The following is a 22843-nucleotide window of genomic DNA, read 5'->3' on the forward strand; positions in this document are numbered from 1 at the left end:
GAAAGAGAAGAAGCTATGAGCCTCACCGCAGAGAAGACCGAGACCTCGGTCGTCGGCCGCGTCGCGCGCGTGACCGGTCCCGTCGTGGACATCGAGTTCCCGCACGACTCGATCCCCGACATCTACAACGCGCTGAAGACCACCATCGTCATCGATGGCGAGTCGAACGAGATCACCCTCGAGGTCGCGCAGCACCTCGGCGACGACCTCGTCCGCGCCATCTCGCTCAAGCCGACCGACGGCATGGTCCGCGGCCAGGAAGTGCGCGACACGGGCGAGCAGATCACGGTGCCCGTCGGCGACGTCACCAAGGGCAAGGTCTTCAACGTCATCGGCGAGGTCCTCAACGCCGAGCCCGGCGAGAAGATCGAGATCACCGAGCGCTGGCCCATCCACCGCAAGGCGCCGAACTTCGATCAGCTCGAGTCGAAGACCACGATGTTCGAGACCGGCATCAAGGTCATCGACCTGCTGACGCCCTACGTGCTCGGTGGAAAGATCGGCCTCTTCGGCGGTGCCGGTGTCGGCAAGACCGTCCTCATCCAGGAGATGATCCAGCGCGTCGCGCAGGACCACGGTGGTGTGTCGGTATTCGCCGGTGTCGGCGAGCGCACCCGTGAGGGCAACGACCTCATCCACGAGATGGAGGAGGCGGGCGTCTTCGACAAGACGGCGCTCGTGTTCGGCCAGATGGACGAGCCGCCGGGAACGCGTCTTCGCGTGGCCCTGTCGGCGCTGACGATGGCGGAGTACTTCCGCGATGTCCAGAAGCAGGACGTGCTCCTGTTCATCGACAACATCTTCCGCTTCACGCAGGCCGGCTCCGAGGTCTCGACCCTGCTGGGCCGCATGCCCTCCGCGGTGGGCTACCAGCCCAACCTCGCCGACGAGATGGGTGTGCTCCAGGAGCGCATCACGTCGACGCGCGGTCACTCGATCACCTCGCTTCAGGCGATCTACGTCCCCGCCGACGACTACACCGACCCGGCACCGGCGACCACGTTCGCGCACCTCGACGCCACCACCGAGCTCTCGCGCGAGATCGCGTCGAAGGGCCTGTACCCGGCCGTCGACCCGCTGACGTCGACGAGCCGCATCCTCGACCCGCGCTACATCGGCGAGGACCACTACCGCGTGGCCACCGCAGTCAAGCAGATCCTCCAGAAGAACAAGGAACTGCAGGAGATCATCGCGATCCTCGGTGTCGACGAGCTCTCGGAAGAGGACAAGATCGTCGTGTCGCGTGCACGCCGCATCCAGCAGTTCCTCTCGCAGAACACCTACATGGCGAAGAAGTTCACCGGTGTCGAGGGTTCGACGGTCCCGATCAAGGAGACCATCGAGTCGTTCGACGCGATCGTCAAGGGCGACTTCGACCACGTGGCCGAGCAGGCGTTCTTCAACGTCGGCGGCATCAACGACGTCGAAGAGCAGTGGGCGAAGATCCAGAAGGAGAACGGCTGATCATGCCGCTCAACGTGAGTCTCGTCTCCGCCGATGCGGAGGTCTGGTCGGGAGAGGCGTCGCTCGTCGTCGCCAAGACCGTCGAGGGTGAGATCGGCTTCATGACCGGTCATGAGCCGGTGCTCGCGATCCTCGCCGAGGGCCAGGTGCGCATCACCGAGACCTCGGGAACGAAGGTCATCGCGAACGCGCAGGACGGGTTCCTCTCCATGGAGGGGAACGACCTCACGATCGTCGCCGGCAACGCCGCGATCATCTCCTGACCCACATCACGACATACCTCGGCCGGCTCCCACGCGGGGCCGGCCGAGGCGTTCTCCGGGAACCTCCATGCTGATCCTGCTGCCTCCGTCGGAGACGAAGCGGGCCGGCGGTCGCGGGCGGCCGCTGGACGCGGCATCCCTCTCCTCCTCGTCCCTCACGCCCCAGCGGGAAGCCGTCGTCGATGCGCTCGTCGCCCTGTCGGCGGATCCCGACGCGGCGGCCCGCGTGCTCAAGCTGGGCGCCACGCAGCTCGGTGAGATCGCGGTCAACGCCGCGCTGCGCTACTCGCCGACCATGCCCGCGATCGACCGCTACACCGGCGTGCTCTTCGATGCGCTCGACGGGGCGTCGCTCCCGACGCCGTCACGCCGCTGGCTGGGCGCCCACGTGCGCGTGCACTCGGCGCCGTTCGGGCCCGTGGGGGCGCTCGATGCCATCCCCGCCTACCGCCTCGGGGCGTCGGCGTCGCTGCCGGGCCTGCCGGGACTCAGGAGGGTGTGGGCGGATGCCGTCACCGCCGCTCTGGCCCAGGAGGCTCCGGCGTTCGTGCTCGACCTGCGCTCCGAGGCATACGCGGCGCTCGGCCCGGTTCCTTCCACGGTGCCGTCCGCCTATGTCCGCGTCGTCTCCGAGGGCGAGGGCGGAGCGGTGCGTGCCCTCAACCACTTCAACAAGCACGCCAAGGGCGCGCTGGTGCGGCGCCTGGCCGAGGAGCGCCCGCGAGTCGGGTCGCGGGGCGCGTTCGTCCGCTGGGCGGGCCGGGCAGGGCTGCGCGTGCGCGACGGCGACTCCGGCGAGCTCGAGCTGTTCGCCTGAGGCCCGCGCCGGGTCAGTCGCGCGTGTGCTGGGCCGTGCGCTCGGTGTTCTCGGCGATCGCGATGAGGGCGACGACGGCCTCGATGACGAACCGCAGGGCAATGATCGAGATGAATGCCACGAGAGGCACGATGATGATCGTCGCGATGATGGCGCTGATGCCGGCGCCGGTGTTGAGCCACAGCAGCGAGATGCCGCCCACGATCCCGTTGACGAGGTAGACGAGGAAGCCGATCCCGATGGCGATCAGTCCGACGAGGTAGAACACGCTCGCGAGCCGGCGGGTGATGAAGGTGCGGAAGCTCAGGTCGAAGAGCGCGGAGAAGAAGCCCCGGCCGATCGCACCGGCGTCACTCGTCGGTGCGCTGGGGACGCCGGTGTTGTCGGGGTCGGTCGCCGGGTCGTATGCGGGACGCGTCGCATCGGCGGGCGCACCACCGGCGCGTGCCGCCTCGGCGGCGGGCTGCTCGGGAAGGGGCGGGAGGGGCGTGGTGGGGTCGGTCATGATGGTCCTTCCGGTCGCTGTACCTGTCAGGCTACCCACCGGGGGTGCCGGTGGTCAGCACCCCAATGCGTCGTGTCTGCTGACACGCCGCCGCGCGCCTCGCTAGCATGTGTCCAGCGGGGCGGGGCGCCCCGCTCGGTGTGTGCGCACATCGACGATCGTTCCCGAGAGGACGTTCATGTCTGACTACTCCGACGGCGCTTCCATTGCCGCGTTCGCGTTCTTGACGGTCTTCGGGCTCGTGATAGCCCTGGCGTTCTACGTGATCAGCTCATGGTTCCTGATGAAGATCTTCGACAAGGCCGGCGTCCAGGGCAGATGGCGTGCGTGGGTCCCGATCTACAACTACATGGTGTTCAGCAAGCTGGGCGACCTCAACCCCTGGCTTGTGCTGATCGCCATCGGCGCGTCGCTCGTCCTCGGCTGGATCCCGGTGCTGGGTCAGCTGATCGGCGTCGCGGCCTTCGTCGTGACCCTGCTCGCCGCGTGGCGCGTGGGACTGAAGCTGCAGAAGGAAGCCGTCTGGCTCATCCTGTACTTCTTCCTGAGCCTCGTCTGGCTGGGCATCAACGCGTTCGACCGCTCGCGCTGGAACACTGCCGTTCCCGCCGCGCCGTGGGCCGGCAACGGCTTCCTGTCCGACCGCACTAACTGGGCCGGCATCCCGAGCCAGGTTCCGGCAGGCGGCTACCCGGCCAATCCCGCCACCTCGCCCGCCGGGTACGCTCCGCCCGCCGGCTACGTGCCCCCGGCCGCGCCCACCGCGCCGCCCGCGTACGCGCCGCCGAGCGCCGCTCCCACCGCGCCGCCCGCGGCGACGCAGCCGCCTGTCACGCCGCCTTCGGCCGCGCCCGAGCCGCAGGCACCCCCTGCGCCCCCCGCGTCGACCGAGCCGCCGGCGGCCCCTGAGGCGCCCAAGCCGTAAGGCCTCGTGACGACCCCTCGCCCGGTGGGCGGGGGGTCTTCGCGCGCCCGCGGAGCGCTGCAGGCGGGCTAACGTGGACGGATGACCTCCGCCGTTCCCCTGCGCCGCGTCGGCGCCTCCGGTCTCCTCGTCTCCGCCGTCGGCCTGGGCTGCAACAACTTCGGCCGCGCCGGCACCCGCACCGAGACGATCGAGGGCACCCGAGAGGTGCTCGGTGCCGCCATCGACGCCGGCCTGACGTTCCTGGACACTGCCGACATGTACGGCAAGGACCCGGGACTCTCCGAGACGCTGATGGGGGAGGCGCTGAAGGGCCGCCGCGACGAGGTGATCCTCGCGACGAAGTTCGGCCACTCCGGGCGCGACATGGGATACCCGGCGGCGGGTGCGAAGGGCTCACGCGCCTACGTGCGGCGCGCGGTCGAGGCATCCCTCACGCGTCTGCAGACCGAGTGGATCGACCTCTACCAGCTGCACACCCCCGACCCGCAGACGCCCATCGAGGAGACGCTCGACGTGCTGGCGGACCTCGTGCGCGAGGGGAAGGTGCGCTACATCGGGCACTCGAACCTGTCAGGCTGGCAGATCGCCGAGGCGCACTACGTCGCTGCCCAGCGCGCGGGCGTGCCTTTCGTGTCCGCGCAGAACCACTACAGCCTGCTCGCGCGGGCGGCGGAGCGTGAGGTGCTGCCGGCGGCCGAGCGGTTCGGGCTCGGGTTCCTGCCGTACTTCCCGCTTCACAACGGCCTCCTCACGGGCAAGTTCACTCGCGACCACGCTCCCGGCGACTCGCGCATCATGCGCCAGCGCCAGCACGTGTGGCAGGAGGCGCCCTGGGACGCGCTGGAGGCGTTCCAGGCCTTCGCCGACGAGCGCGGCATCACGATGCTCGAGGCCACCTTCGGCTGGCTTCTCGCGCGGCCGGTCCTCTCCAGCGTGATCGCGGGAGCGACGAGCGCCGAGCAGGTGCGGGCGAATGCCGCGGCGGCGACCGCCTGGTCGCCGACGGCGGAGGATCTGGCCGCGATCGACGAGCTCTTCCCCCTGCCGGAGGACCCGGGCGCCAAGGTCTGACGCGACACCACGGCGTGCGCGGCGGCGGTTCGCCGACGGCGTACGGATCGGCTTGTGGCTCCCGCGGCGCGAGGCGTAGCGTCGCAGTCTGTGCGCATCCCGCGGTCGCGGTGGATTCTGGCGCACCGGAAAGGACCGCCGTGCTCGGAAAACTCCTGGTGCGCTATCTGCGTCCGGCCTGGCCGCTCATCGTCGCCGTCGTCTTCTTCCAGCTCGCGCAGTCGATCGCCTCGCTGCTGCTGCCCACGCTCAACGCCGACATCATCGACAACGGCGTGGTCACCGGCGACATCGACTACATCTGGCAGACCGGCGGCGTGATGCTCGCCATCACCCTCGTGCAGGTCGTGTGCGCGATCGTGGCGGTGTACTTCGGCTCGCGGCTCGCAATGGGCATGGGACGGGACCTCCGCGGCGACTTCTTCCACCGGGTCGTCGCGTTCTCGCAGCGCGAGGTCGGCCAGTTCGGGGCGCCGTCGCTCATCACCCGCAACACCAACGACGTGCAGCAGGTGCAGATGCTGGTCCAGGTGTCGGCGACCCTGATGATCTCCGCGCCCATGCTGGCCATCGGCGGCGTCATCATGGCGGTGCGCCAGGACGCCGGCCTCTCGTGGCTCATGGCGGTCGCGATCCCGGCGTTGCTCATCATCGTGGGGCTCATCGTCTGGCGGATGGTCCCGGCCTTCACCATGATGCAGAAGCGCATCGACCGCGTGAATCAGATCATGCGGGAGCAGCTCACCGGCATCCGGGTGGTCCGCGCGTTCGTGCGAGAGCGCGAGGAGCGCGTGCGCTTCGAGAAGTCGAGCGAACAGGTCCAGGAGACGGCGCTGCGAGCGGGCAACCTGATGGCGCTCATGTTCCCCGCCGTCATGCTGGTGATGAACCTGTCGAGCGTCGCCGTGATCTGGTTCGGCGCCTTCCAGGTGCAAGAGAACGGCGTCGAGATCGGCACGCTGTTCGCCTTCCTGCAGTACCTGATGCAGATCCTCATGGGCGTCATGATGGCGACGTTCATGTTCGTCATGATCCCGCGCGCCGCTGTGTGCGCGAACCGGATCGGCGAGGTGCTCGAGACCGCCCCGTCCGTCGCCGCACCGTCGACCCCCGCGGCGACTCCCGTGCCGGCCGGCCGGGTCGAGTTCGACCACGTCGACTTCGCCTACCCGGGCGCCGACGAGGCCGTGCTCCACGACCTCACCTTCACGGTCGAGCCCGGAACGACGACGGCGATCATCGGATCCACCGGCGCCGGCAAGACGACGCTGATCGGTCTGATCGCACGACTGTTCGACGTCACCGCGGGGCAGGTCCGGGTCGACGGCACCGACGTGCGCGACTACGACCCCGACGAGCTCTGGCAGCGGATCGGCCTCGTGCAGCAGCGCGCGTTCCTGTTCTCCGGGTCGATCGCCTCGAACCTGCGCTACGGCAACGGCGGGGCCACGGACGAGGAGCTCTGGGAGGCACTCGACCTGGCGCAGGCCAAGGGTTTCGTCTCGTCGCTCGGGGAGGGGCTCGAGGCTCCCATCGCGCAGGGCGGCACCAACGTCTCCGGCGGCCAGCGGCAGCGGCTCGCCATCGCCCGGGCCCTCGTGAAGCGACCCGAGGTCTACATCTTCGACGACTCCTTCTCAGCCCTGGATCTGCGGACGGATGCCGAGCTCCGGCGCGCGCTCGATACGCATCTGCCCGACGCGACGAGGGTGGTGGTCGCGCAGCGCGTGTCGACGATCCGGCACGCCGACCAGATCATCGTCCTCGACCACGGCCGCATGGTCGGCATCGGCACCCATGACGAGCTCGTGGAATCGTGCGAGACGTACATCGAGATCGTGGAATCCCAGCTGGCAGCGGAGGCGGCGGCATGAGCACCTCACAGCAGGGACCCCGCCGGATGCCGATGCAGCGCGGTCCGATGGGCCAGGTCGGCGGCGGCGAGAAGGCGCAGAACTTCGGACCGAGCGCGAAGCGGCTGCTGAGGACGCTGCGCGACGACATGCCGCTCCTGATCGTGGTGCTGGTGTTCTCGGTCCTCTCGGTGGCGCTGAGCGTCATCGGGCCGAAGCTCCTCGGGAATGCGACCAACGTCGTGTTCGCGGGTTACGTGTCGCTGCAGACCCCCGAGGGCCTCACCAAGCAGCAGGTCGTCGACGGTCTGATCGCGCAGGGCAGCCAGGACCAGGCCAACATGATCGAGGCGATGGACTTCGTGCCGGGCGCCGGGGTCGACTTCGAGCAGCTCGCCTGGATCCTCACCGGCGTCCTGGTGGTCTACGTCCTCGCGAGCCTGTTCGGCTGGCTGCAGGCGCGCCTGCTCAACGGGATCGTGCAGCGGGCGATGCACCGGCTGCGACTGCAGGTCGAGGACAAGATCCAGCGACTGCCGCTCGCGTACTTCGACAGGGTGCAGCGCGGCGAGCTGCTGAGCCGCGTCACGAACGATGTCGACAACATCGGCCAGACCATGCAGCAGACGCTCTCTCAGGTCGTCATCTCGCTGCTGACGGTCGTCGGCGTGCTCGTGATGATGTTCCTGATCTCTCCGCTCCTCGCCGTGATCGCGCTCGTCACCATCCCGCTGACCATCCTCATCACCGTGCTGGTGGCGCGCCGGTCGCAGAAGCTGTTCGTCGCGCAGTGGACCTCGACCGGCATCCTCAACTCCCGCGTGGAGGAGACGTTCTCGGGGCACTCGATCGTCAAGGTCTTCGGCCACCAGAAGGAGGTCGAGGCCGACTTCCGCGCCGAGAACGACGAGCTCTACAAGGCCAGCTTCGGCGCGCAGTTCATCTCGGGCATCATCATGCCCGCCATGATGTTCATCGGGAACCTGGTCTACGTCGCGATCGCCGTGGTCGGCGGGCTGCAGGTCGCGGCGGGGCTGCTGTCGATCGGCGATGTGCAGGCGTTCATCCAGTACTCGCGGCAGTTCACGCAGCCGCTCAGCCAGCTGGGATCGATGGCGAACCTGCTGCAGTCCGGCGTCGCGAGCGCCGAGCGCGTCTTCGAGCTCCTCGACGAGGCCGAGGAGGATCCCGACGCCGATCCCGCCGAGTCGGCTGCCGAGCAGGCGAGCCACCTCGCGTTCGAGAACGTGTCGTTCCGGTACACCGCCGACAAGCCGCTGATCGACGACCTCTCGCTGGCGGCCGCGCCCGGGAGCACGGTGGCCATCGTCGGTCCGACGGGCGCGGGCAAGACCACGCTCGTCAACCTGATCATGCGCTTCTACGACGTCGATGCCGGTCGCATCACGCTCGACGGCGTCGACATCAGCAGGATGACCCGCGACGACCTGCGGGCTCGCACGGGCATGGTGCTCCAGGACACGTGGCTGTTCTCCGGCACGATCCGGGAGAACATCGCCTATGGACGCCCGGATGCGACCGAGGCGGAGATCCTCGAGGCCGCCACCGCCGCGTACGTCGACCGGTTCGTCCACGCCCTTCCCGACGGCTACGACACGCTGCTCGACGACGAGGCGACGAACCTGAGCGTCGGCGAGCGCCAGCTGGTCACGATCGCCCGCGCCTTCCTCGCCGATCCGCGCATCCTCATCCTCGACGAAGCCACGAGCTCGGTCGACACCCGCACCGAGCTGCTCATCCAGCGGGCCATGTCGCGCCTGCGCGAGGACCGCACCGCGTTCGTCATCGCGCACCGGCTCTCCACGATCCGCGATGCCGACCTGATCCTCGTCATGGAGTCGGGGGCGATCGTGGAGCAGGGCACCCACGACGAGCTGCTCGTCGCCAAGGGCGCGTACTGGCGGCTCTACAACGCGCAGTTCGAAGCCCCCATGGATGCGGAGATCCTCACCGACGCCATCCCGGTCGGTGCGCCGGCAACCGGCGCGTCGCCGACCGCCGCCACGGAGGCGGCGGCCGAGGAACCCACTAGTATGTGAGGACGCGAAAGGCCGCTGGGTCTCGCGAAAGTCGACCGGGAGGATACGGCGTGCCCGAGGTATCCACCCAGTCGCGCACGGTACCCGTGCCGGGCGGATCGCTCGAACTCTCCTGGGCGGCCGTGACCGACACCGGGCGTCGCCGCGAGATCAACCAGGATGCGGTGTTCGCCGCGTACCCGCTGTTCGTGGTCGCGGACGGCATGGGCGGCCATGTCGGCGGCGAGATCGCCAGCGCCAGCACGATCGATCGCCTCACGGCGGTGGCCGATGCCGGAGTCGTCACCCCGAAGACCATCGAGAAGGCGCTCGCCCGGGCCGTGAAGGACATCGCGTCCCACCCCGAGGCGACCGACGACGGCACCGGCACGACCGTGACCGGCGTCTTCCTCGACACCGAGGGCGAGGCCGCGCACTGGGTGACGCTCAATATCGGCGACTCCCGCGTCTATCTCGAGCGGGACGGCGCGATCACCCAGATCACCACCGACCACTCCGTCGTCCAGGAGCTGATCGCCTCGGGTCGGCTCAGTCCCGAAGAGGCGGAGAACCACCCGTACGGCAACGTCATCACGCGCGCGGTCGGCCCGAGCGACGGCGTCACCCCCGACTACGTGCGGCTTGACGTCGTCGACGGCGACCGCTTCGTCATCTGCTCCGACGGGCTCACGAAAGAGCTCACCGACTACGGCATCCGCCACTTCCTCGACGAGAACCGCGACCCCGCCGACGCCGCGCTCGCCATGCTCGACGCAGCCCTCGAGAACGGCGGCCGCGACAACATCACGATCATCGTGCTCGATGTCCACGGCTCGGCCCCCGCCGAGGGTGATCAGCCGGCCGCAGACGCGCCCGAGGCGGAGACGGCCGCCGACGACTCCTCCACAGCCGGGATCTGAAACCGTTCGTTCCACCGCGCACGCCGGTGGACCTGCCCGGGGGCGGCTTCCGGGGTGGACTGAGGTGTGCGCCTCGCCACACGCCCTCCTGAGCCCGCTCCCGTCCCCGCAGAGACCGCCGGGCTGGAGGGCGAGCCGCTGAGTCTGCCGCCCGCATGGACGGCGCCTGCTCGGCCGCCCCTTCCCATCGTCGCCGCCGGAGTTCCGGTGATCGGCGCGATCGGACTGTGGCTGGTCACCGGATCCGTGCTCTCGCTCTGGCTCGCGATGCTGGGCCCGCTGATCGCGGTCGCGACCATGGCGGACGCCGCGCGCACCGCGCGGCGCGACCGCCGCCGCCATGAGGCCGCCGCGGCTCGGGCGCGCAGCGAGGTGTCGCGAGCCATCGAGGCCCGCCACGACGCCGAGCGCCGGCGAGCGTGTGCGCGGCATCCCGATGTCGCCGCCTTCCTCGCCCGCGAGGACGAGATCTGGCGCGGTGTGCCGGAGCGGGGTGAGGCGCTCGTGATCGGCGAGGGCGAGGTGCCGAGCACCGTGCGCATCGGCGGCGGGGAGGGCGACGCCGATGCGGCGGCTCTTCGGGTACGCGCTGCGCGGCTCGCCCACGCGCCTGTCGTCGTGCCGGCGTCCGGCGGGGTCGTGGTCGTGGGGCCCCCGGTGCTCGCCGCGGCCGTTCAGCGTGCACTGGTGCTGCAGCTGTGCCTCGGGTCACCGCCGGGGGAGCTGTCCATCGTCGGTGTGCTCCGGAGCGAGCTCTCCTGGGCGGAGCGCCTCCCGCATCGCGGGGTCGCGGGCGGCCGGCGGCTGGCGATCGTCGGTCCGGGCGAGACGGTGCCCGCCGAGGCAGATATCGCGATCGCGCGCTGCGTCCCCGGTGAGCCGCTGCCTCCTCGGTGCGCCGCGGTGCTCACCGTTCGCGCGACCGAGCTCGCCGAGCTCCAGCAGGCCGGACTGACAGCGGCGGTGCGGGTCGAGGCGGTCGCTCTCGAACAGGCCGAGGCGATCGCCGCGACGCTCACGGCGCGGGCCACCAGGGCACTCGGCCTGCTGCCGCGGACCGCAGGCCCAGTGACCCTCGCCTCGCTCCCCGACGCCGAGCCCGCCGATCGAGCGGGCTCGCTGGCCGCTGTCATCGGCCTGCAGGGCTCCGAGCCGGCCGTCGTCGATCTGGTCGCCGACGGGCCGCACGCCGTCGTGGCGGGCGTCACGGGGTCCGGCAAGAGCGAGCTGCTCATCACCTGGATCGTGGCCCTGTGCCGAGCCCACACCACGCACGAGGTGAACTTCCTGCTTGCGGACTTCAAGGGCGGCACGGCCTTCGACGCGCTCGCCGCCGTGCCGCACGTGACCGGTGTGATCACGGACCTCGACGGAGCCGGGGCCTGTCGCGCCATCGAGAGTCTCCGGGCCGAGGTGCGGTGGCGCGAGGCGACCATCGCCGGCGCCGGTGCGCGCGACATCCTCGACCCGCGCGTCGCTCTGCCGCGGCTCGTCGTCGTGGTCGACGAGTTCGCCGCCCTCCTCGGAGACCACCCCGAGCTGCACGCCGTCTTCGCCGATGTCGCCGCCCGTGGTCGCGCGCTGGGGATCCATCTCATCCTCGGCACCCAGCGCGCCTCGGGTGTCATCCGCGACAGCCTGCTGGCCAACTGCCCGCTGCGCCTGAGCCTGCGGGTGACCGATGCGGCGGACAGCCGCGCGGTGCTCGGCTCCGATGAGGCGGCGCGGCTCCCCGGGGGTCCCGATGGCCGTGGCCACGCGTTCCTCCGCCGCGCGGGTGACGGTGCGCCGCGCCCCGTGAGGATCGCGCTGTCTGAGGCGACGGACATCGTCGCCGCCATCGCCGGGGGAGAGGGGCAGCCCGTGCCGCGCCGCCCGTGGCTCCCGGCGCTTCCGCGGCGGCTGTCGCTCCCCGAGCTGCGGCAGCACCACCCGTCGGGCGCGGAAGGCGACCTCCTCCTCGGCCTCGCCGACGAGCCCGACCGGCAGCGCCAGCGGGTGGTCGCGGTGGCGGCGTCCGACCGCGCCCTCCTCGTGCTCGGCGGCCCCGGCTCCGGTGCCACCAACGCCCTCGCGCTCCTCACAGCGCAGGCGCCGGCGGGGGTGGTCCGGATCCCGGCCGACGCCGAGGGCCTGTGGGATGCGGCCGCCGCGCTCGCGGCCGAGCCGCCGCCTCCCGGCACGCTCATCTGCATCGACGACCTCGATGCGGTCGCCGCCCGGCTTCCGCCCGATCATGCCCAGGGCGTGCTCGAGCGGCTGGAAGAGGTCCTGCGCCGCGCCGGTGCGGCCGGCATTCTCGTCGTGGCGAGCGCGCACCGGCTGTCAGGCCCCGTTGCCCGCCTCGCCGACCTCTTTCCCCGTCGCCTTCTCCTGCCGTTCCCCAGCCGCACCGAGCACATCGCCGCCGGCGGCGATCCTGCACGGTTCGACGCCGATGCGCCCGCCGGCCGCGGACAGGCCGACGGGCTCACCGTGCAGGTGGCTCTCGCGCCCCCTTCGACGGAGCCCCCGACCCCACCGGCGGCAGAGTGGATCCCGTCCGCACGGCTCACCGGCCTCGTCTCCCGGCGCTCGCCCGCGGCCCGGGCCGCTCTCTCGGCCTGGGAGGAACGCGGCATCCGCATCGCCACGCTCGATGCCTATGCCGCGGACCCCTCCGTCGTCGCCGAGGGCTCGGTGGTGGTGGTCGGCGAGCCCGACGACTGGCAGCGCCACTGGCGACTGCTCTCCGATGTGCGAGGCGACCACGACCTCGTGATCGACTCGTCGTGCGCGGGGGAGTTCCGGCTGCTCACCGGGTCCCGGGTGCTGCCGCCCTACTGCGAACCAGGACGCGGTCGCGCATGGTTGGTGACTGCGGGAGCCGAAGCCGTCCGCATCGTCCTTCCGATGCCCGAAGTCCGGCCGAACCGTCGGATCGAGCACCCTTGACCCCCTTGGGGGTGGGCCATAGCTTCACTGTGTGGCTACAACTCCGATCGACCTGCAGCGCCCCGAGGGCAAAGGACTGGCAGCGGGAACGCTGGGACTCTGGGGGTCGACGGTCATCGGCCTGGCCTCGACGGCACCCGTGTACTCGCTCGTCGCGACGCTCGGCTTCGTCGTCCTCGCCGTCGGGGCGCAGGCGCCCATCGCCTTCGTCATCGCCTTCATCCCGATGCTCTTCATCGCCTTCGCCTACCGAGAGCTCAACAACGCGGTCCCCGACTGCGGCACCACGTTCACGTGGGGCACGAAGGCGTTCGGGCCGTGGGTCGGCTGGCTCGGCGGGTGGGGGGTCGCCGTGGCCGGCATGGTGGTGCTCGCCAACCTCGCACAGATCGCCGGGATCTACTTCTGGGCGCTCATCGACGGCATCGTGCGCACGTCCGAGGACGCGCTGCTCGCGGACAACGTCCCGCTCGTGACCGTGACCGGCGTCGTCTTCATCGCCGCGATGACGTGGGTCAGTTGGCGTGGTGTCGAGATCGGCGAGCGCATCCAGAACGTGCTGCTCGCCATCCAGTACGTGGCGCTCGCCATCTTCGTGGTCGCCGCGCTGTGGCACTTCTTCGCCGGAACCGCACCCGACCCCACGCCGTTCGACTGGTCGTGGTTCAACCCGTTCGCGTTCACCGAGTGGAGCGGCTTCGTCGAGGCGATCCTGCTCGCGCTGTTCATCTACTGGGGCTGGGACACCTGCCTCGCGCTGAACGAGGAGACGAAGGACCCCAAGCGCATCCCAGGCCGGGCGGCGCTGCTCACGACGGTCATCCTGCTGTTCACGTACGTCGGTGTCACCGTCGCCGCGATGATGTACGCGGGGCTCGGCACCGACGGGACGGGGCTCGGGAACGAGGCGAACGCCGACGACTTCTTCCTGGCGATCAAGGACGGCCTCCTCGGCCCCGTCGGCTGGATGCTGGTGGTCGCGGTCATGATCTCGGCGATCTCGTCCACCCAGACGACGATCCTGCCCACCGCCCGCGGCACGCTCGCGATGGCCGCCTACAAGGCCCTCCCCAGGAGGTTCGCGACGGTGCATCCCACCTACAAGACGCCGTCGTTCTCGACGCTGGTGATGGGCATCGTCGCCATCGTCTACTACGTCGGGATGACGCTCATCAGCGACAACATCCTCCAGGACTCGATCCTCTCCCTGGGCCTTGCGATCGCGTTCTACTACGCGATCACCGGCTACGCCTGCGTCTGGTACTTCCGGCGCGAGCTGTTCGACTCGGCCCGCAACTTCTTCTTCCGCTTCCTCTTCCCCCTCCTCGGCGCGCTGATGCTCACGTACGCGTTCGTCCAATCGGCGATCGACATGTACGACGTGGACTACGGGTACACCGTGCTGCTCGGCATCGGCGGCACGTTCGTGATGGGCATCGGCGCGCTCGCCTTCGGCGTGCTGCTGATGTTCCTGTGGTTCTTCTTCCCTCGCGCCAAGCCCTTCTTCCGCGGTGAGAGCCTCAATCGCGAGACGCCGGTGCTGGTCCCCGAGGACCCGAGCGACTTCAGTCGGTCGATCGACGGCGGTCTCGCCTGACGCGAGGCCCGGCCGCCTGCGCCGCACTGCAGCGGGCGGTGGGGCCGACGGGGACGATCGCGTAACGGTTCCCGGCGGCGGGCAACCGTGTGCGTAGGATGACTCCGACCGCACGCACCGAACGACGAAGGGAGAGTCCGAAATGGCCGTTGTCGCAGCGCGCCCTGCCCGCACCCCTTCTCTCGAGGCCCCCGTCTGACTTCTTCGGTGGCCTCCGTCCCGGAGCACACCACCGCATGTCATTCGACACCCCTCTCGGCCTCCGCGCCGATTCCCTTCAGTTCCTCGACGCCGAGCCCGCCGACGGTCAGCGCTGGTCCACGTGGCCGGCGACGACGCCGACCGAGCGCGGTCCGGCACCACATCCCGCCTGGCTCGAGACGTCGGCCGGCGCGTTCGACACCGAGCTCGGCATCGTCAAAACGGGCAAGGAAGCAGACGTCTTCCTCCTCGAGCGGGCCGTTCCCGGCACCGACGGCTGCATCCTCGCCGCCAAGCGCTACCGCGGCGGGGACCACTCCGACTTCCACCGCTCGCACCGATACGAGGAAGGGCGGCGATACCGCAATTCGCGCGACGCCCGGGCCGTGGCGGGGAAGAGCTCGTACGGCCGGCTGGTCGCCGCCGCCCACTGGGCGACGAATGAGTTCGCCGCCCTCTGCGCGGCCTGGGAGGCGGGGATCCCCGTTCCCTACCCCGTGCAGGTGAGCGGCACGGAGCTGCTCATGGAGTTCATCGGAGACGGTCGCACCGCCGCACCCCGGCTCGCGCAGGCCCGGCTCGACAGGGACGGATACGCGGATGCCTTCCGCCAGGTCACGGAGATCCTGCAGGCCTTCGCCCGCAGCGGGCACGCGCACAGCGATCTGTCGGCGTACAACCTGCTGTTCCACGATGGCCGGGTCGTGGTCATCGACCTGCCGCAGATCGTCGATCTGGCCGCCAACCCCAACGGCCTGGACTTCCTGCACCGCGACGTCCTGAACGTCTGCACGTGGTTCGAACGCCGCGGAGTCGGCACGGATCCCGAGGCGCTCTTCGCCCACCTCGTCGCTCAGCTCTGGTGAGCCGAGCGACGAGGAGTCGTCACACCAGCGCGGCCTCGAGCGACGCCAGCTCGAGCCCGTGGGCGGTGGCGACGCCGGCGTTGACCACGCCGCCGCCCATGGTGTTCAGGCCGGCGGCGAGGGCGGCATCCGCTCGAAGCGCGTCCTGCCATCCGCGCCGCGCGATCTGGCGGATGTACGGCAGCGTCGCGTTCGTGAGCGCGGACGTGGAGGTGTTCGGCACCGCACCGGGCATGTTGGCGACGCAGTAGAAGACGCTGCCGTGCACGGTGAAGGTCGGATCGGCGTGCGTCGTGGGACGGGTGTCTTCGAAGCAGCCGCCCTGGTCGACGGCGATGTCGACGAGGACGCTTCCCGGGCGCATGCGCGACACCATCTCGTTCGTGACGAGCTTGGGCGCCTTCGCCCCGGGGATGAGGACCGAGCCGATGACGAGGTCGGAGTCGACCACGGCGCGGTCGAGGTCGAACGGGTTGGATGCGGCCGTCTTCACCCTGCCCTGGAAGTGGTCGTCGAGGTAGCGCAGCCGCTGCACGTTGGTGTCGAACACCGTCACGTCGGCGCCCATGCCGACCGCGATGACGGCGGCGTTCGCACCCGCGACGCCGCCGCCGATGACGGTGACGCGCGCGGGGCGGGTGCCGGGCACGCCCGACATCAGCAGGCCGAGCCCGCCCGCCGAGCGCATGAGGGTCGCCGCCCCCACGGTCGGAGCGAGTCTTCCCGCGACCTCGCTCATGGGCGCGAGCAGCGGCAGGCCCCCGCCGGCGACCTGGACGGTCTCGTAGGCGATGGCGGTGACGCGGTCGGCGATGAGCCGGTCGGTGAGCGGGCGGTCCGCGGCGAGGTGCAGGTAGGTGAACAGCACGAGGTCGTCGCGGAAGTACTGGTACTCGCTCGCGATGGGCTCCTTGACTTTGAGGAGGAGCTCCGCACGAGCCCAGACCTCGCCGGCCTCGTCGAGCAGGGTCGCTCCGGCCGCCTCGTACTCGCTGTCGGGCATGGAGGAGCCGAGGCCCGCGCCGCGCTGCACGAACACCTCGTGGCCTGCCGCGACCAGATCATGAACACCTGCCGGGGTCAGTGCGACCCGGTACTCGTTGTTCTTCACCTCGGTGGGGACGCTGATCCTCATCGTGTGATCCTTTCCGCTCCGCCTTTGGAGCGCTCGGGCTCCTTGTGGGAGCGCCTCTAGAAAGCGGGGCGGATCGCCCCGACATCCTGCCCGCCGCCGGAGACCGACAGGGGAAGCTGTGACATCGTCGCCGCGACGTCGGGCGATGCGAGCGCACCCGCTCGCTCGAGCAGGCGCAGCGCGACCGCCGTGGCCGCGCGGCCGCTGCCGTCGAGCATCTTCAGCGCGACCGTCGTGCCGTCGGGGGCGACCATCACCATGACGCCTTCGGCGCCGCCCTTGGCGAAGACGCCGAGTCGCTCGTTCACGATCGTGTCGGGGCGGCCCGGGCCGTCGATGGTCCAGGGGTTCTCGCGCACCGCCTGGACGAGCACGCCCGCGCTGCGATGCAGGGCGAAGGGCGAGGTGGTGGAGGAGTTGCCGATGCGGTGCACGGCCCGCGCGAGGCCGAACAGCGTGGTGGCGTAGACCGGCGCGCCGCAGCCGTCGATCGCGGTGGCGGCGACCTTCTCGCCGAGGAGGCGCTCGATGACCTCCCGCGTGTGCAGCTGCAGCGGATGCTCGGGCGACAGGTAGCCCTCGGTGTCCCAGCCGTTCGTGACGCAGGTCAGCAGCATGGCCGCGTGCTTTCCCGAGCAGTTCATGCGGATGCGCGAGGGCTGGCCGAGCTCGCGCACGAGCTCATCGCGAGCGGCTGTGTCTCCCGGCCAGGCAGGCGGGCAGGCCAGGTCCTCTTCGCCGAGGCCGGCGGCGCTCAAGATGTCGCGGACGGCGGCGACGTGCCGTTCGGTGCCGGAGTGGCTCGCGGTCGCGAGGCCGAGGCGTTCGCCGTCGAGGGGCGCACCGCCCACCAGGCAGGCGAGCGCCTGAAGAGGCTTGAGGCTGGAGCGGGGGAGGATCAGCGCGGAGGGGTCGCCGAGCTTGGTGGCGATGGTGCCGTCGGCGGCCAGGACGATCGCGATCCCGCTGTGGCGGGACTCGATGAATCCGCTGCGGTCGACGACGGCGAGCTCGACGGCGTCGGCTGCGGCGAAGGTCTGCGGCACCCGGCAAGCCTACCGCCGTAGGGCGACGCCGCCCCGTGACAGACTGTGCACATGTGGGGAGAGCACCGCTATTCCGTCCGGACGACGTGGACCGGTGACCGCGGCAGCGGCACGTCCGGGTACCGGGACTACGCCCGCGACGTGAGCCTCGAGATCGAGGGCAAGCCGACGCTGCTGGCCTCGGCCGACAAGCCCTTCCGCGGCGATCCGTCGCGGTGGAACCCCGAGGACCTGCTGCTCGCCTCGCTGAGCGAGTGCCACCTGCTGTCGTATCTGCACGCGTGCGTGCAGGCCGGGGTGATCGTCGTCGACTACTCCGACGAGGCGTCGGGGCTCATGGTCGAGGACGGACGCGGAGGCGGCGCGTTCCGCGAGGTGGTGCTGCGGCCCCGGGTGACCGTGGCCGACGCGTCGATGACGGATGCCGCGACCGCCGCGCACGCGCAGGCGAACGCCTGGTGCTTCATCGCGAACTCGGTGAACTTCCCCGTGCGCCACGAGCCCACGATCCTCGTCGCCGACTGACGGGCGGTTCGAGGCGAGGGCGTCAGCGCCGCTCGTGCGGCAGCACCTGCTTGATGCGCTCGATCGGGTTGTGGGCAGGAGACTCGTTGTAGGCGTTGGCGAGCTCCTGGCCCGAGAGGGCGTGGATGGCAGCCATGATGTCGTCGGTCGCCAGACGACGGGCCCGCCCGGAGGTCGCGGGACCGTGGTGCGACAGATCGAGCGGCTCGCCGAACTTCACCGTGATGCGGTGCCTGAGCGAGGGCAGGGTGGCGCCCACCGGCATGACGTCGTCGGTGCCGATCAGTCCGACCGGGACGACCGGTGCGCCGGTCTGCAGGGCGAGGAATGCCACGCCGGTGCGCCCCTTGTACAGACGTCCGTCGAGCGAGCGCGTGCCCTCGGGGTACAGCGCGACCGCCTTGCCCTGCTCGAGAAGCTGCTTCTGCTGGTCGAGGGCGTCCAGCGCTGCCTGACCCGCTCCGCGCTTGACCGGGATGGCTCCGATCGCGGTGAAGAACTCGCGCGACGCCCAGCCCTTGAACCCCTCGCCGTCGAAGTAGCTCGCCTTCGCGAGGAAGTGCACGGGCCGCGGCGCGGCCACCGGGATCGCGATGGAGTCGAGGAACGACAGGTGGTTGCTGGCGAAGATCACCGGTCCGCTCTTGGGGACGAGGGATCGTCCTTCCAGATGGGGACGGTACAGAACGCGCGCGAGCGGAGTGAGCACGAAGCGACCGAGGAAGTACGTCGCCCCCATGCGGGTCACGGGCGATTCCGGCTCCTGAGGTGCGTCGGCGGTCGCGTCGTCCGCGCCGGGAGCATGGTCGGAAGTCACCCGTCGAGGGTACTCCGGTTTCCATTCCCCGATCGGCATGGCCTGTTTCTCAGCGCAGACAAAGGATTGATAGGGAAGGATGGAGGTTCCCCTTTCTTTCGACTCGAGGTTCACCGTGCGCATTCGCCCGCTCGCCGCCCTGTCCGTCGCCGCACTGTCGGCACTCGTCCTCGTGGGCTGCGCGGGCTCGGCCACCCCCGAGGCCGATCCCACCGCGACCGAGACCGCCGGCGGAGATCTCTGCGCGGTGGCGGCACCTACCGGCGAGGTCGTCGAGTCGGTCACCGTCGAGGGCGAGGTCGGCGAGTCCGCGACCGCCGAGTTCACCGCCCCGCTGACGATCGAGAGCGCCGAGCGTGCCGTCGTCGTCGAGGGCGACGGGCCGGCGATCAGCGACGGCGACTACGTGTCGTATGCGCTCGCGGTGTTCGACGCCACGACGGGCGAGTCCGTCCAGGAGGGCGGCTTCGGCGGCACCGGACTGCCCGCGATGCCCATCACCCTGGGCTCGGGCGCCGACACGTTCTTCGGCTGCGCGACCGAGGGCTCGCGCGTCGTCATGACCGTGCCCGACTCGGGCAACGGCGCACAGGTCTACGTCATCGACATGCTCGATGTCACCCCCGCCGCCGAGTGGTGCGCCGTGGCCGAGCCCGGCGCGGACTTCCCGTCCGTCGAGTTCGACGGTGAAGGGGTCCCCACCGTGACGATCCCCGATGCCGACGCGCCGGACGAGGTCCAGCTCGAGGTCCTCGAAGAGGGTGACGGCGCCGTGGTCGAGCCCGGCGACAGCGTCACCGTGAACTACACGGGCGTCAAGTGGAGCGACGGCACCGAGTTCGACTCGAGCTACACGAGCGGCCAGCCGGCCACCTTCTCCACCACCGGCGTCGTCACCGGATTCCAGCGGGCGCTGGAGGGTCAGACCGTCGGCTCGACGGTCGTCGTCTCGATGCCCCCGGCCTGCGGCTACGGCGACGCGGGGAGCAGCTCGCACGAGCTCGCCGGCGAGACGCTGGTCTTCGTCGTCGAGATCATCGAGGCCGCAAAGCCCACCGAATAGCCTCCACGCGCGTCGCTAGTCTGGACTGATGCGACGCGTCCTCATTCTCGGATCGACCGGATCGATCGGCACCCAGGCGCTCGACGTCGTGAGGGCCCATCCCGGTCGATTCGAGGTTGTGGGGCTGTCCGCCGGGTCGAACCGCGCGGCGCTGCAGGCGCAGGCCGACGAGTTCGGCGTGGAGAGCATCGCACTCGGGGCGGTCGAGGCCGAGCAGCTGGTGCGGGATGTCGATGCCGATGTCGTGCTCAACGGCATCACGGGCTCGGTGGGTCTGGGGCCGACGCTGGCGGCTCTCGAGGCCGGTCGCACCCTGGCGCTGGCGAACAAGGAGTCCCTGATCGTGGGCGGTGACCTCGTCACCGCCATCGCCGCGCCCGGCCAGATCGTGCCGGTCGACTCGGAGCACTCGGCGATCGCGCAGGCCCTGCGCGCGGGTTCGCGTGCGGAAGTGCGCCGCCTCGTGCTGACGGCGTCCGGCGGGCCGTTCCGCGGGCGCAGCCGCGAGTCCCTCGCCACCGTCACGCCGGCCGAGGCTCTCGCCCATCCCACCTGGGACATGGGTCGCGTCGTCACGACGAACTCGGCGACACTCGTCAACAAGGGACTCGAGGTGATCGAGGCGCACCTCCTGTTCGGCGTGCCCTATGCCGACATCGACGTGGTGGTGCATCCGCAGTCGATCGTGCACTCCATGGTCGAGTTCTCGGACGGGTCCACCATCGCCCAGGCGTCACCGCCCGACATGCGCCTTCCCATCTCGCTCGGACTGGACTGGCCGAATCGGGTGGCCGGCGTCGGGCGGCCCCTGGACTGGACCGTCGCGTCGTCATGGACCTTCGAGCCGCTCGACGAGGACGCGTTCCCGGCCGTGCGGCTCGCCAAGCGCGTCGGGCGCGCGGCCGGCACCTATCCGGCGGTCTTCAACGCCGCGAACGAGCAGGCGGTCGACGCGTTCCACGAGGGGCGCCTGACCTTCCTGCAGATCCTCGAGGTCATCGAGCGGGTCGTGGAGCAGCACGAAGCCCCGGGGGCGCTCACCCGGGAGACGCTCGGCGAGGCCGAGCAGTGGGCGCGGGACACCGCCGATCGGGCCATCGCCGCGTCCCCCTGAGGTCTGATCGGCGTTAAGGGCGTCACTCCGGGTAGACGGGGCGCTCCGGGTCGGACGCCGGCGTCTCGTCCTCCGGGTACGGCACCGGCCAGTGCGGCTCGGGCACCGGCCACCCGGCCTCGCGGAGAGCGCGGCGGGCGAGCTCCCGGGCGGAATACGGAGTGCGGACGCCGCGGATGTCGCGGTAGTCCTGGTGCCCCGGGCCCGCCCAGAGGATGGCATCGCCCTCTCCGACGAGTGCGACCGCCTCGATGATCGCCCGCTCGGGCGGCGAGAACTCGCGGATGTCGGCATCCGGCCGCGCGCGACGCGCTCCCTCGAGAAGCGTCGCGCGGATCAAGTCGGGGTTCTCGTGGCGGGGGTGGTGGTCGGTGAGGATCAGGATGTCGCTGCCCAACACGGCGGTGCGTCCCATGTCGTGGCGCTTGGTGGCGTCGCGGTCGCCGTCGGCTCCGAAGAGCATGACCACCGTGCCGGGGGTGACGCGTCGCACGGCGGCGAGCGTCTTCTCGAAGGCGTCGGGGGAGTGTCCGAAGTCGACGTAAACGGCGGGTCCGCGGTCGCCGGAGACGAGCTCGGTGCGCCCCGGGAGATAGGCGTCGATGCGCTCGCCGTCGAGGGCGGCGACGAGCCGCGCCCAGGGGTAGCCTCCCTCGAGGATCATGACGATCGCGAGGCCGGCGTTGGCGGCCATGTGGCGTCCGATGACCGGCACGAGCGTGGTGAGGCTCCGCCCGTCCCGCGCGGTCAGGCGGAACTCGGTGCCGGCCTGGCGCTCGTCGAGGATCTCGACGACCCAGTCGGCGGCGGCCGCGGCATCCGCGTCGGAAGCGAGGTCTGGCGTGCCGACGGTGACGGTCGGGACACCGCTGCGGGCCACCACCTCCGCGCCCTGCGCCGAGTCGATGCAGACGACAGCGCGGCGCGACCGGTCGGGGAGGAACAGCGGGAGCTTGGCCTCGAAGTACTCGCGCATGTCGGCGTAGTCGTCGAGGTGGTCGTGGGTCAGGTTGGTGAAGCCGGCGACGTCGAAGACGATGCCGTCGACCCGGCGGCGGCTGAGAGCCTGAGCGCTGACCTCGACGGCCACCGCCTCGACGCCCCGTTCGCGCATGAGAGCGAGGAGCGCATGCATCTCGTACGCCTCGGGCGTGGTGAGGCGCGATACGACGACCTGGCCCGCGATGTGCCGCTCCGCGGTGGAAGAGAGGCCGGTGGTGGCGCCCAGCTGACCGAGGATGCCCTCGAGCAGGTGCGAGACGCTCGTCTTGCCGTTGGTGCCGGTGGTGCCGAAGAGGAGGGGCAGGCTGTCGTCGCGGCCGGTGCGGTAGACCCACGCCGACAGATCGCCGAGGAGCCCGCGCGGGTCGTCCACGAGGACGACGGGCAGACCGCTGGCCTCGGCGAGGTCGGCGCCGGCGGCGTCGGTGACGATCGCCACCGCGCCCTTCTCGGCGGCGGTCGCGGAGAACTCGGCGCCGTGGCGGTTGACGCCTTCGACCGCGACGAAGACGTCGCCGGGGCGCAGATCGGCGGTCGCCAGGGTGATGCCCGCCAGGGTCACACCGGCCACGTCGCCGCGCACGTCGAGGGCGAAGCGCGCCGCGAGGTCGTCGAGGGTGTGGACGGGCGGCGCGTCCGGTCGCAGGACGGGAGGAAGGTTCGAAGGCGCGTCGGTCGGCATG

Annotated in this window: 19 protein-coding genes; 14 read left to right on the plus strand and 5 right to left on the minus strand. The window is 70.6% G+C overall.

The genetic code is table 11. The features are described 5' to 3' along the window. Positions 1 to 15 precede the first annotated feature (15 nt). From atpD to SOM19_RS06505, 3 genes are all read left to right on the plus strand, one after another. On the plus strand, positions 16 to 1464 hold the full coding sequence (atpD, locus tag SOM19_RS06495; protein ID WP_320485727.1) for a F0F1 ATP synthase subunit beta: 1449 nt from the start codon (positions 16 to 18) through the stop codon (positions 1462 to 1464). A gap of 2 nt (positions 1465 to 1466) precedes the next feature. Further along, on the plus strand, positions 1467 to 1727 hold the full coding sequence (locus SOM19_RS06500; RefSeq protein ID WP_320485728.1) for a F0F1 ATP synthase subunit epsilon: 261 nt from the start codon (positions 1467 to 1469) through the stop codon (positions 1725 to 1727). 67 nt (positions 1728 to 1794) lie between these two features. Then, positions 1795 to 2544, plus strand: coding sequence for a YaaA family protein (locus tag SOM19_RS06505; protein WP_320485729.1), 750 nt, complete (start codon positions 1795 to 1797; stop codon positions 2542 to 2544). Positions 2545 to 2557: 13 nt separating this feature from the next. Here the strand turns inward: SOM19_RS06505 and SOM19_RS06510 are convergent, their stop codons facing one another. Further along, complete coding sequence (locus SOM19_RS06510) at positions 2558 to 3049, minus strand: DUF4282 domain-containing protein (RefSeq protein WP_320485730.1); 492 nt, start codon at positions 3047 to 3049, stop codon at positions 2558 to 2560. Between the two features lie 178 nt (positions 3050 to 3227). Between SOM19_RS06510 and SOM19_RS06515 the strand changes: the two genes are divergently transcribed. The 8 genes from SOM19_RS06515 (at position 3228) to SOM19_RS06550 (ending at position 15458) form a co-directional block, all read left to right on the plus strand. After that, positions 3228 to 3974, plus strand: coding sequence for a large exoprotein (locus SOM19_RS06515; RefSeq protein ID WP_320485731.1), 747 nt, complete (start codon positions 3228 to 3230; stop codon positions 3972 to 3974). Between the two features lie 81 nt (positions 3975 to 4055). Next, the gene (locus SOM19_RS06520; RefSeq protein ID WP_320485732.1) at positions 4056 to 5048 is read left to right on the plus strand and encodes an aldo/keto reductase; all 993 of its coding nucleotides are present in this window, start codon (positions 4056 to 4058) and stop codon (positions 5046 to 5048) included. A gap of 140 nt (positions 5049 to 5188) precedes the next feature. Then, complete coding sequence (locus SOM19_RS06525; RefSeq protein WP_320485733.1) at positions 5189 to 6922, plus strand: ABC transporter ATP-binding protein; 1734 nt, start codon at positions 5189 to 5191, stop codon at positions 6920 to 6922. Continuing rightward, positions 6919 to 8961 carry an ABC transporter ATP-binding protein gene (locus SOM19_RS06530; RefSeq protein WP_414683629.1) on the plus strand — a complete coding sequence of 681 codons (2043 nt, stop codon included), beginning with the start codon at positions 6919 to 6921 and terminating at the stop codon, positions 8959 to 8961. Before SOM19_RS06525 ends, SOM19_RS06530 begins: the two co-directional genes overlap by 4 nt. A gap of 50 nt (positions 8962 to 9011) precedes the next feature. Further along, complete coding sequence (locus tag SOM19_RS06535; RefSeq protein WP_320485734.1) at positions 9012 to 9860, plus strand: PP2C family protein-serine/threonine phosphatase; 849 nt, start codon at positions 9012 to 9014, stop codon at positions 9858 to 9860. Between the two features lie 66 nt (positions 9861 to 9926). Next, positions 9927 to 12794, plus strand: coding sequence for an FtsK/SpoIIIE domain-containing protein (locus SOM19_RS06540; protein WP_320485735.1), 2868 nt, complete (start codon positions 9927 to 9929; stop codon positions 12792 to 12794). Between the two features lie 31 nt (positions 12795 to 12825). Continuing rightward, complete coding sequence (locus SOM19_RS06545; RefSeq protein WP_320485736.1) at positions 12826 to 14391, plus strand: APC family permease; 1566 nt, start codon at positions 12826 to 12828, stop codon at positions 14389 to 14391. Between the two features lie 236 nt (positions 14392 to 14627). Further along, positions 14628 to 15458, plus strand: a complete 831-nt coding sequence (locus tag SOM19_RS06550) for a serine protein kinase RIO (protein WP_320485737.1) — start codon at positions 14628 to 14630, stop codon at positions 15456 to 15458. 19 nt (positions 15459 to 15477) lie between these two features. Here SOM19_RS06550 and ald read toward each other — a convergent pair whose 3' ends face one another. Together ald and SOM19_RS06560 are read right to left on the minus strand one after the other, a co-directional pair. After that, the gene (ald, locus tag SOM19_RS06555; protein WP_320485738.1) at positions 15478 to 16593 is read right to left on the minus strand and encodes an alanine dehydrogenase; all 1116 of its coding nucleotides are present in this window, start codon (positions 16591 to 16593) and stop codon (positions 15478 to 15480) included. A 56-nt stretch (positions 16594 to 16649) separates the two neighbouring features. Beyond that, a complete protein-coding gene (locus SOM19_RS06560; RefSeq protein WP_320485739.1) occupies positions 16650 to 17639 on the minus strand; it encodes an asparaginase in 990 nt (329 codons plus the stop codon). Positions 17640 to 17690: 51 nt separating this feature from the next. Here SOM19_RS06560 and SOM19_RS06565 point away from each other — a divergent pair, with 51 nt between their 5' ends. Continuing rightward, the gene (locus tag SOM19_RS06565) at positions 17691 to 18164 is read left to right on the plus strand and encodes an OsmC family protein (RefSeq protein WP_320485740.1); all 474 of its coding nucleotides are present in this window, start codon (positions 17691 to 17693) and stop codon (positions 18162 to 18164) included. A 22-nt stretch (positions 18165 to 18186) separates the two neighbouring features. On the opposite strand, the gene SOM19_RS06570 is transcribed toward SOM19_RS06565, so the two are convergent. Continuing rightward, positions 18187 to 18903, minus strand: coding sequence for a lysophospholipid acyltransferase family protein (locus SOM19_RS06570; protein WP_320486681.1), 717 nt, complete (start codon positions 18901 to 18903; stop codon positions 18187 to 18189). 193 nt (positions 18904 to 19096) lie between these two features. On the opposite strand from SOM19_RS06570, the gene SOM19_RS06575 reads away from it, so the two are divergent. Both SOM19_RS06575 and dxr read left to right on the plus strand, forming a co-directional pair. Continuing rightward, a complete protein-coding gene (locus SOM19_RS06575) occupies positions 19097 to 20044 on the plus strand; it encodes an FKBP-type peptidyl-prolyl cis-trans isomerase (RefSeq protein ID WP_320485741.1) in 948 nt (315 codons plus the stop codon). A 28-nt stretch (positions 20045 to 20072) separates the two neighbouring features. After that, the gene (gene dxr / locus SOM19_RS06580; RefSeq protein ID WP_320485742.1) at positions 20073 to 21158 is read left to right on the plus strand and encodes a 1-deoxy-D-xylulose-5-phosphate reductoisomerase; all 1086 of its coding nucleotides are present in this window, start codon (positions 20073 to 20075) and stop codon (positions 21156 to 21158) included. 22 nt (positions 21159 to 21180) lie between these two features. On the opposite strand, the gene SOM19_RS06585 is transcribed toward dxr, so the two are convergent. Beyond that, positions 21181 to 22842, minus strand: coding sequence for a Mur ligase family protein (locus SOM19_RS06585; protein WP_320485743.1), 1662 nt, complete (start codon positions 22840 to 22842; stop codon positions 21181 to 21183). Between the last annotated feature and the right edge of the window lies 1 nt (position 22843).

The organism is Microbacterium sp. CFBP9034 (assembly GCF_034045255.1).
In the GTDB taxonomy this organism is placed as follows: Bacteria; Actinomycetota; Actinomycetes; order Actinomycetales; family Microbacteriaceae; genus Microbacterium.

Excerpts from the sequence above, each read along its gene's own strand:
- atpD (WP_320485727.1), top strand. The coding sequence starts at position 16 with ATGAGCCTCACCGCAGAGAAGACCGAGACCTCGGTCGTCGGCCGCGTC.
- SOM19_RS06500 (WP_320485728.1), top strand. The coding sequence starts at position 1,467 with ATGCCGCTCAACGTGAGTCTCGTCTCCGCCGATGCGGAGGTCTGGTCG.
- SOM19_RS06505 (WP_320485729.1), top strand. The coding sequence starts at position 1,795 with ATGCTGATCCTGCTGCCTCCGTCGGAGACGAAGCGGGCCGGCGGTCGC.
- SOM19_RS06510 (WP_320485730.1), bottom strand. The coding sequence starts at position 3,049 with ATGACCGACCCCACCACGCCCCTCCCGCCCCTTCCCGAGCAGCCCGCC.
- SOM19_RS06515 (WP_320485731.1), top strand. The coding sequence starts at position 3,228 with ATGTCTGACTACTCCGACGGCGCTTCCATTGCCGCGTTCGCGTTCTTG.
- SOM19_RS06520 (WP_320485732.1), top strand. The coding sequence starts at position 4,056 with ATGACCTCCGCCGTTCCCCTGCGCCGCGTCGGCGCCTCCGGTCTCCTC.
- SOM19_RS06530 (WP_414683629.1), top strand. The coding sequence starts at position 6,919 with ATGAGCACCTCACAGCAGGGACCCCGCCGGATGCCGATGCAGCGCGGT.
- SOM19_RS06550 (WP_320485737.1), top strand. The coding sequence starts at position 14,628 with ATGTCATTCGACACCCCTCTCGGCCTCCGCGCCGATTCCCTTCAGTTC.
- ald (WP_320485738.1), bottom strand. The coding sequence starts at position 16,593 with ATGAGGATCAGCGTCCCCACCGAGGTGAAGAACAACGAGTACCGGGTC.
- SOM19_RS06565 (WP_320485740.1), top strand. The coding sequence starts at position 17,691 with ATGTGGGGAGAGCACCGCTATTCCGTCCGGACGACGTGGACCGGTGAC.
- SOM19_RS06570 (WP_320486681.1), bottom strand. The coding sequence starts at position 18,903 with ATGGGGGCGACGTACTTCCTCGGTCGCTTCGTGCTCACTCCGCTCGCG.
- dxr (WP_320485742.1), top strand. The coding sequence starts at position 20,073 with ATGCGACGCGTCCTCATTCTCGGATCGACCGGATCGATCGGCACCCAG.
- SOM19_RS06585 (WP_320485743.1), bottom strand. The coding sequence starts at position 22,842 with ATGCCGACCGACGCGCCTTCGAACCTTCCTCCCGTCCTGCGACCGGAC.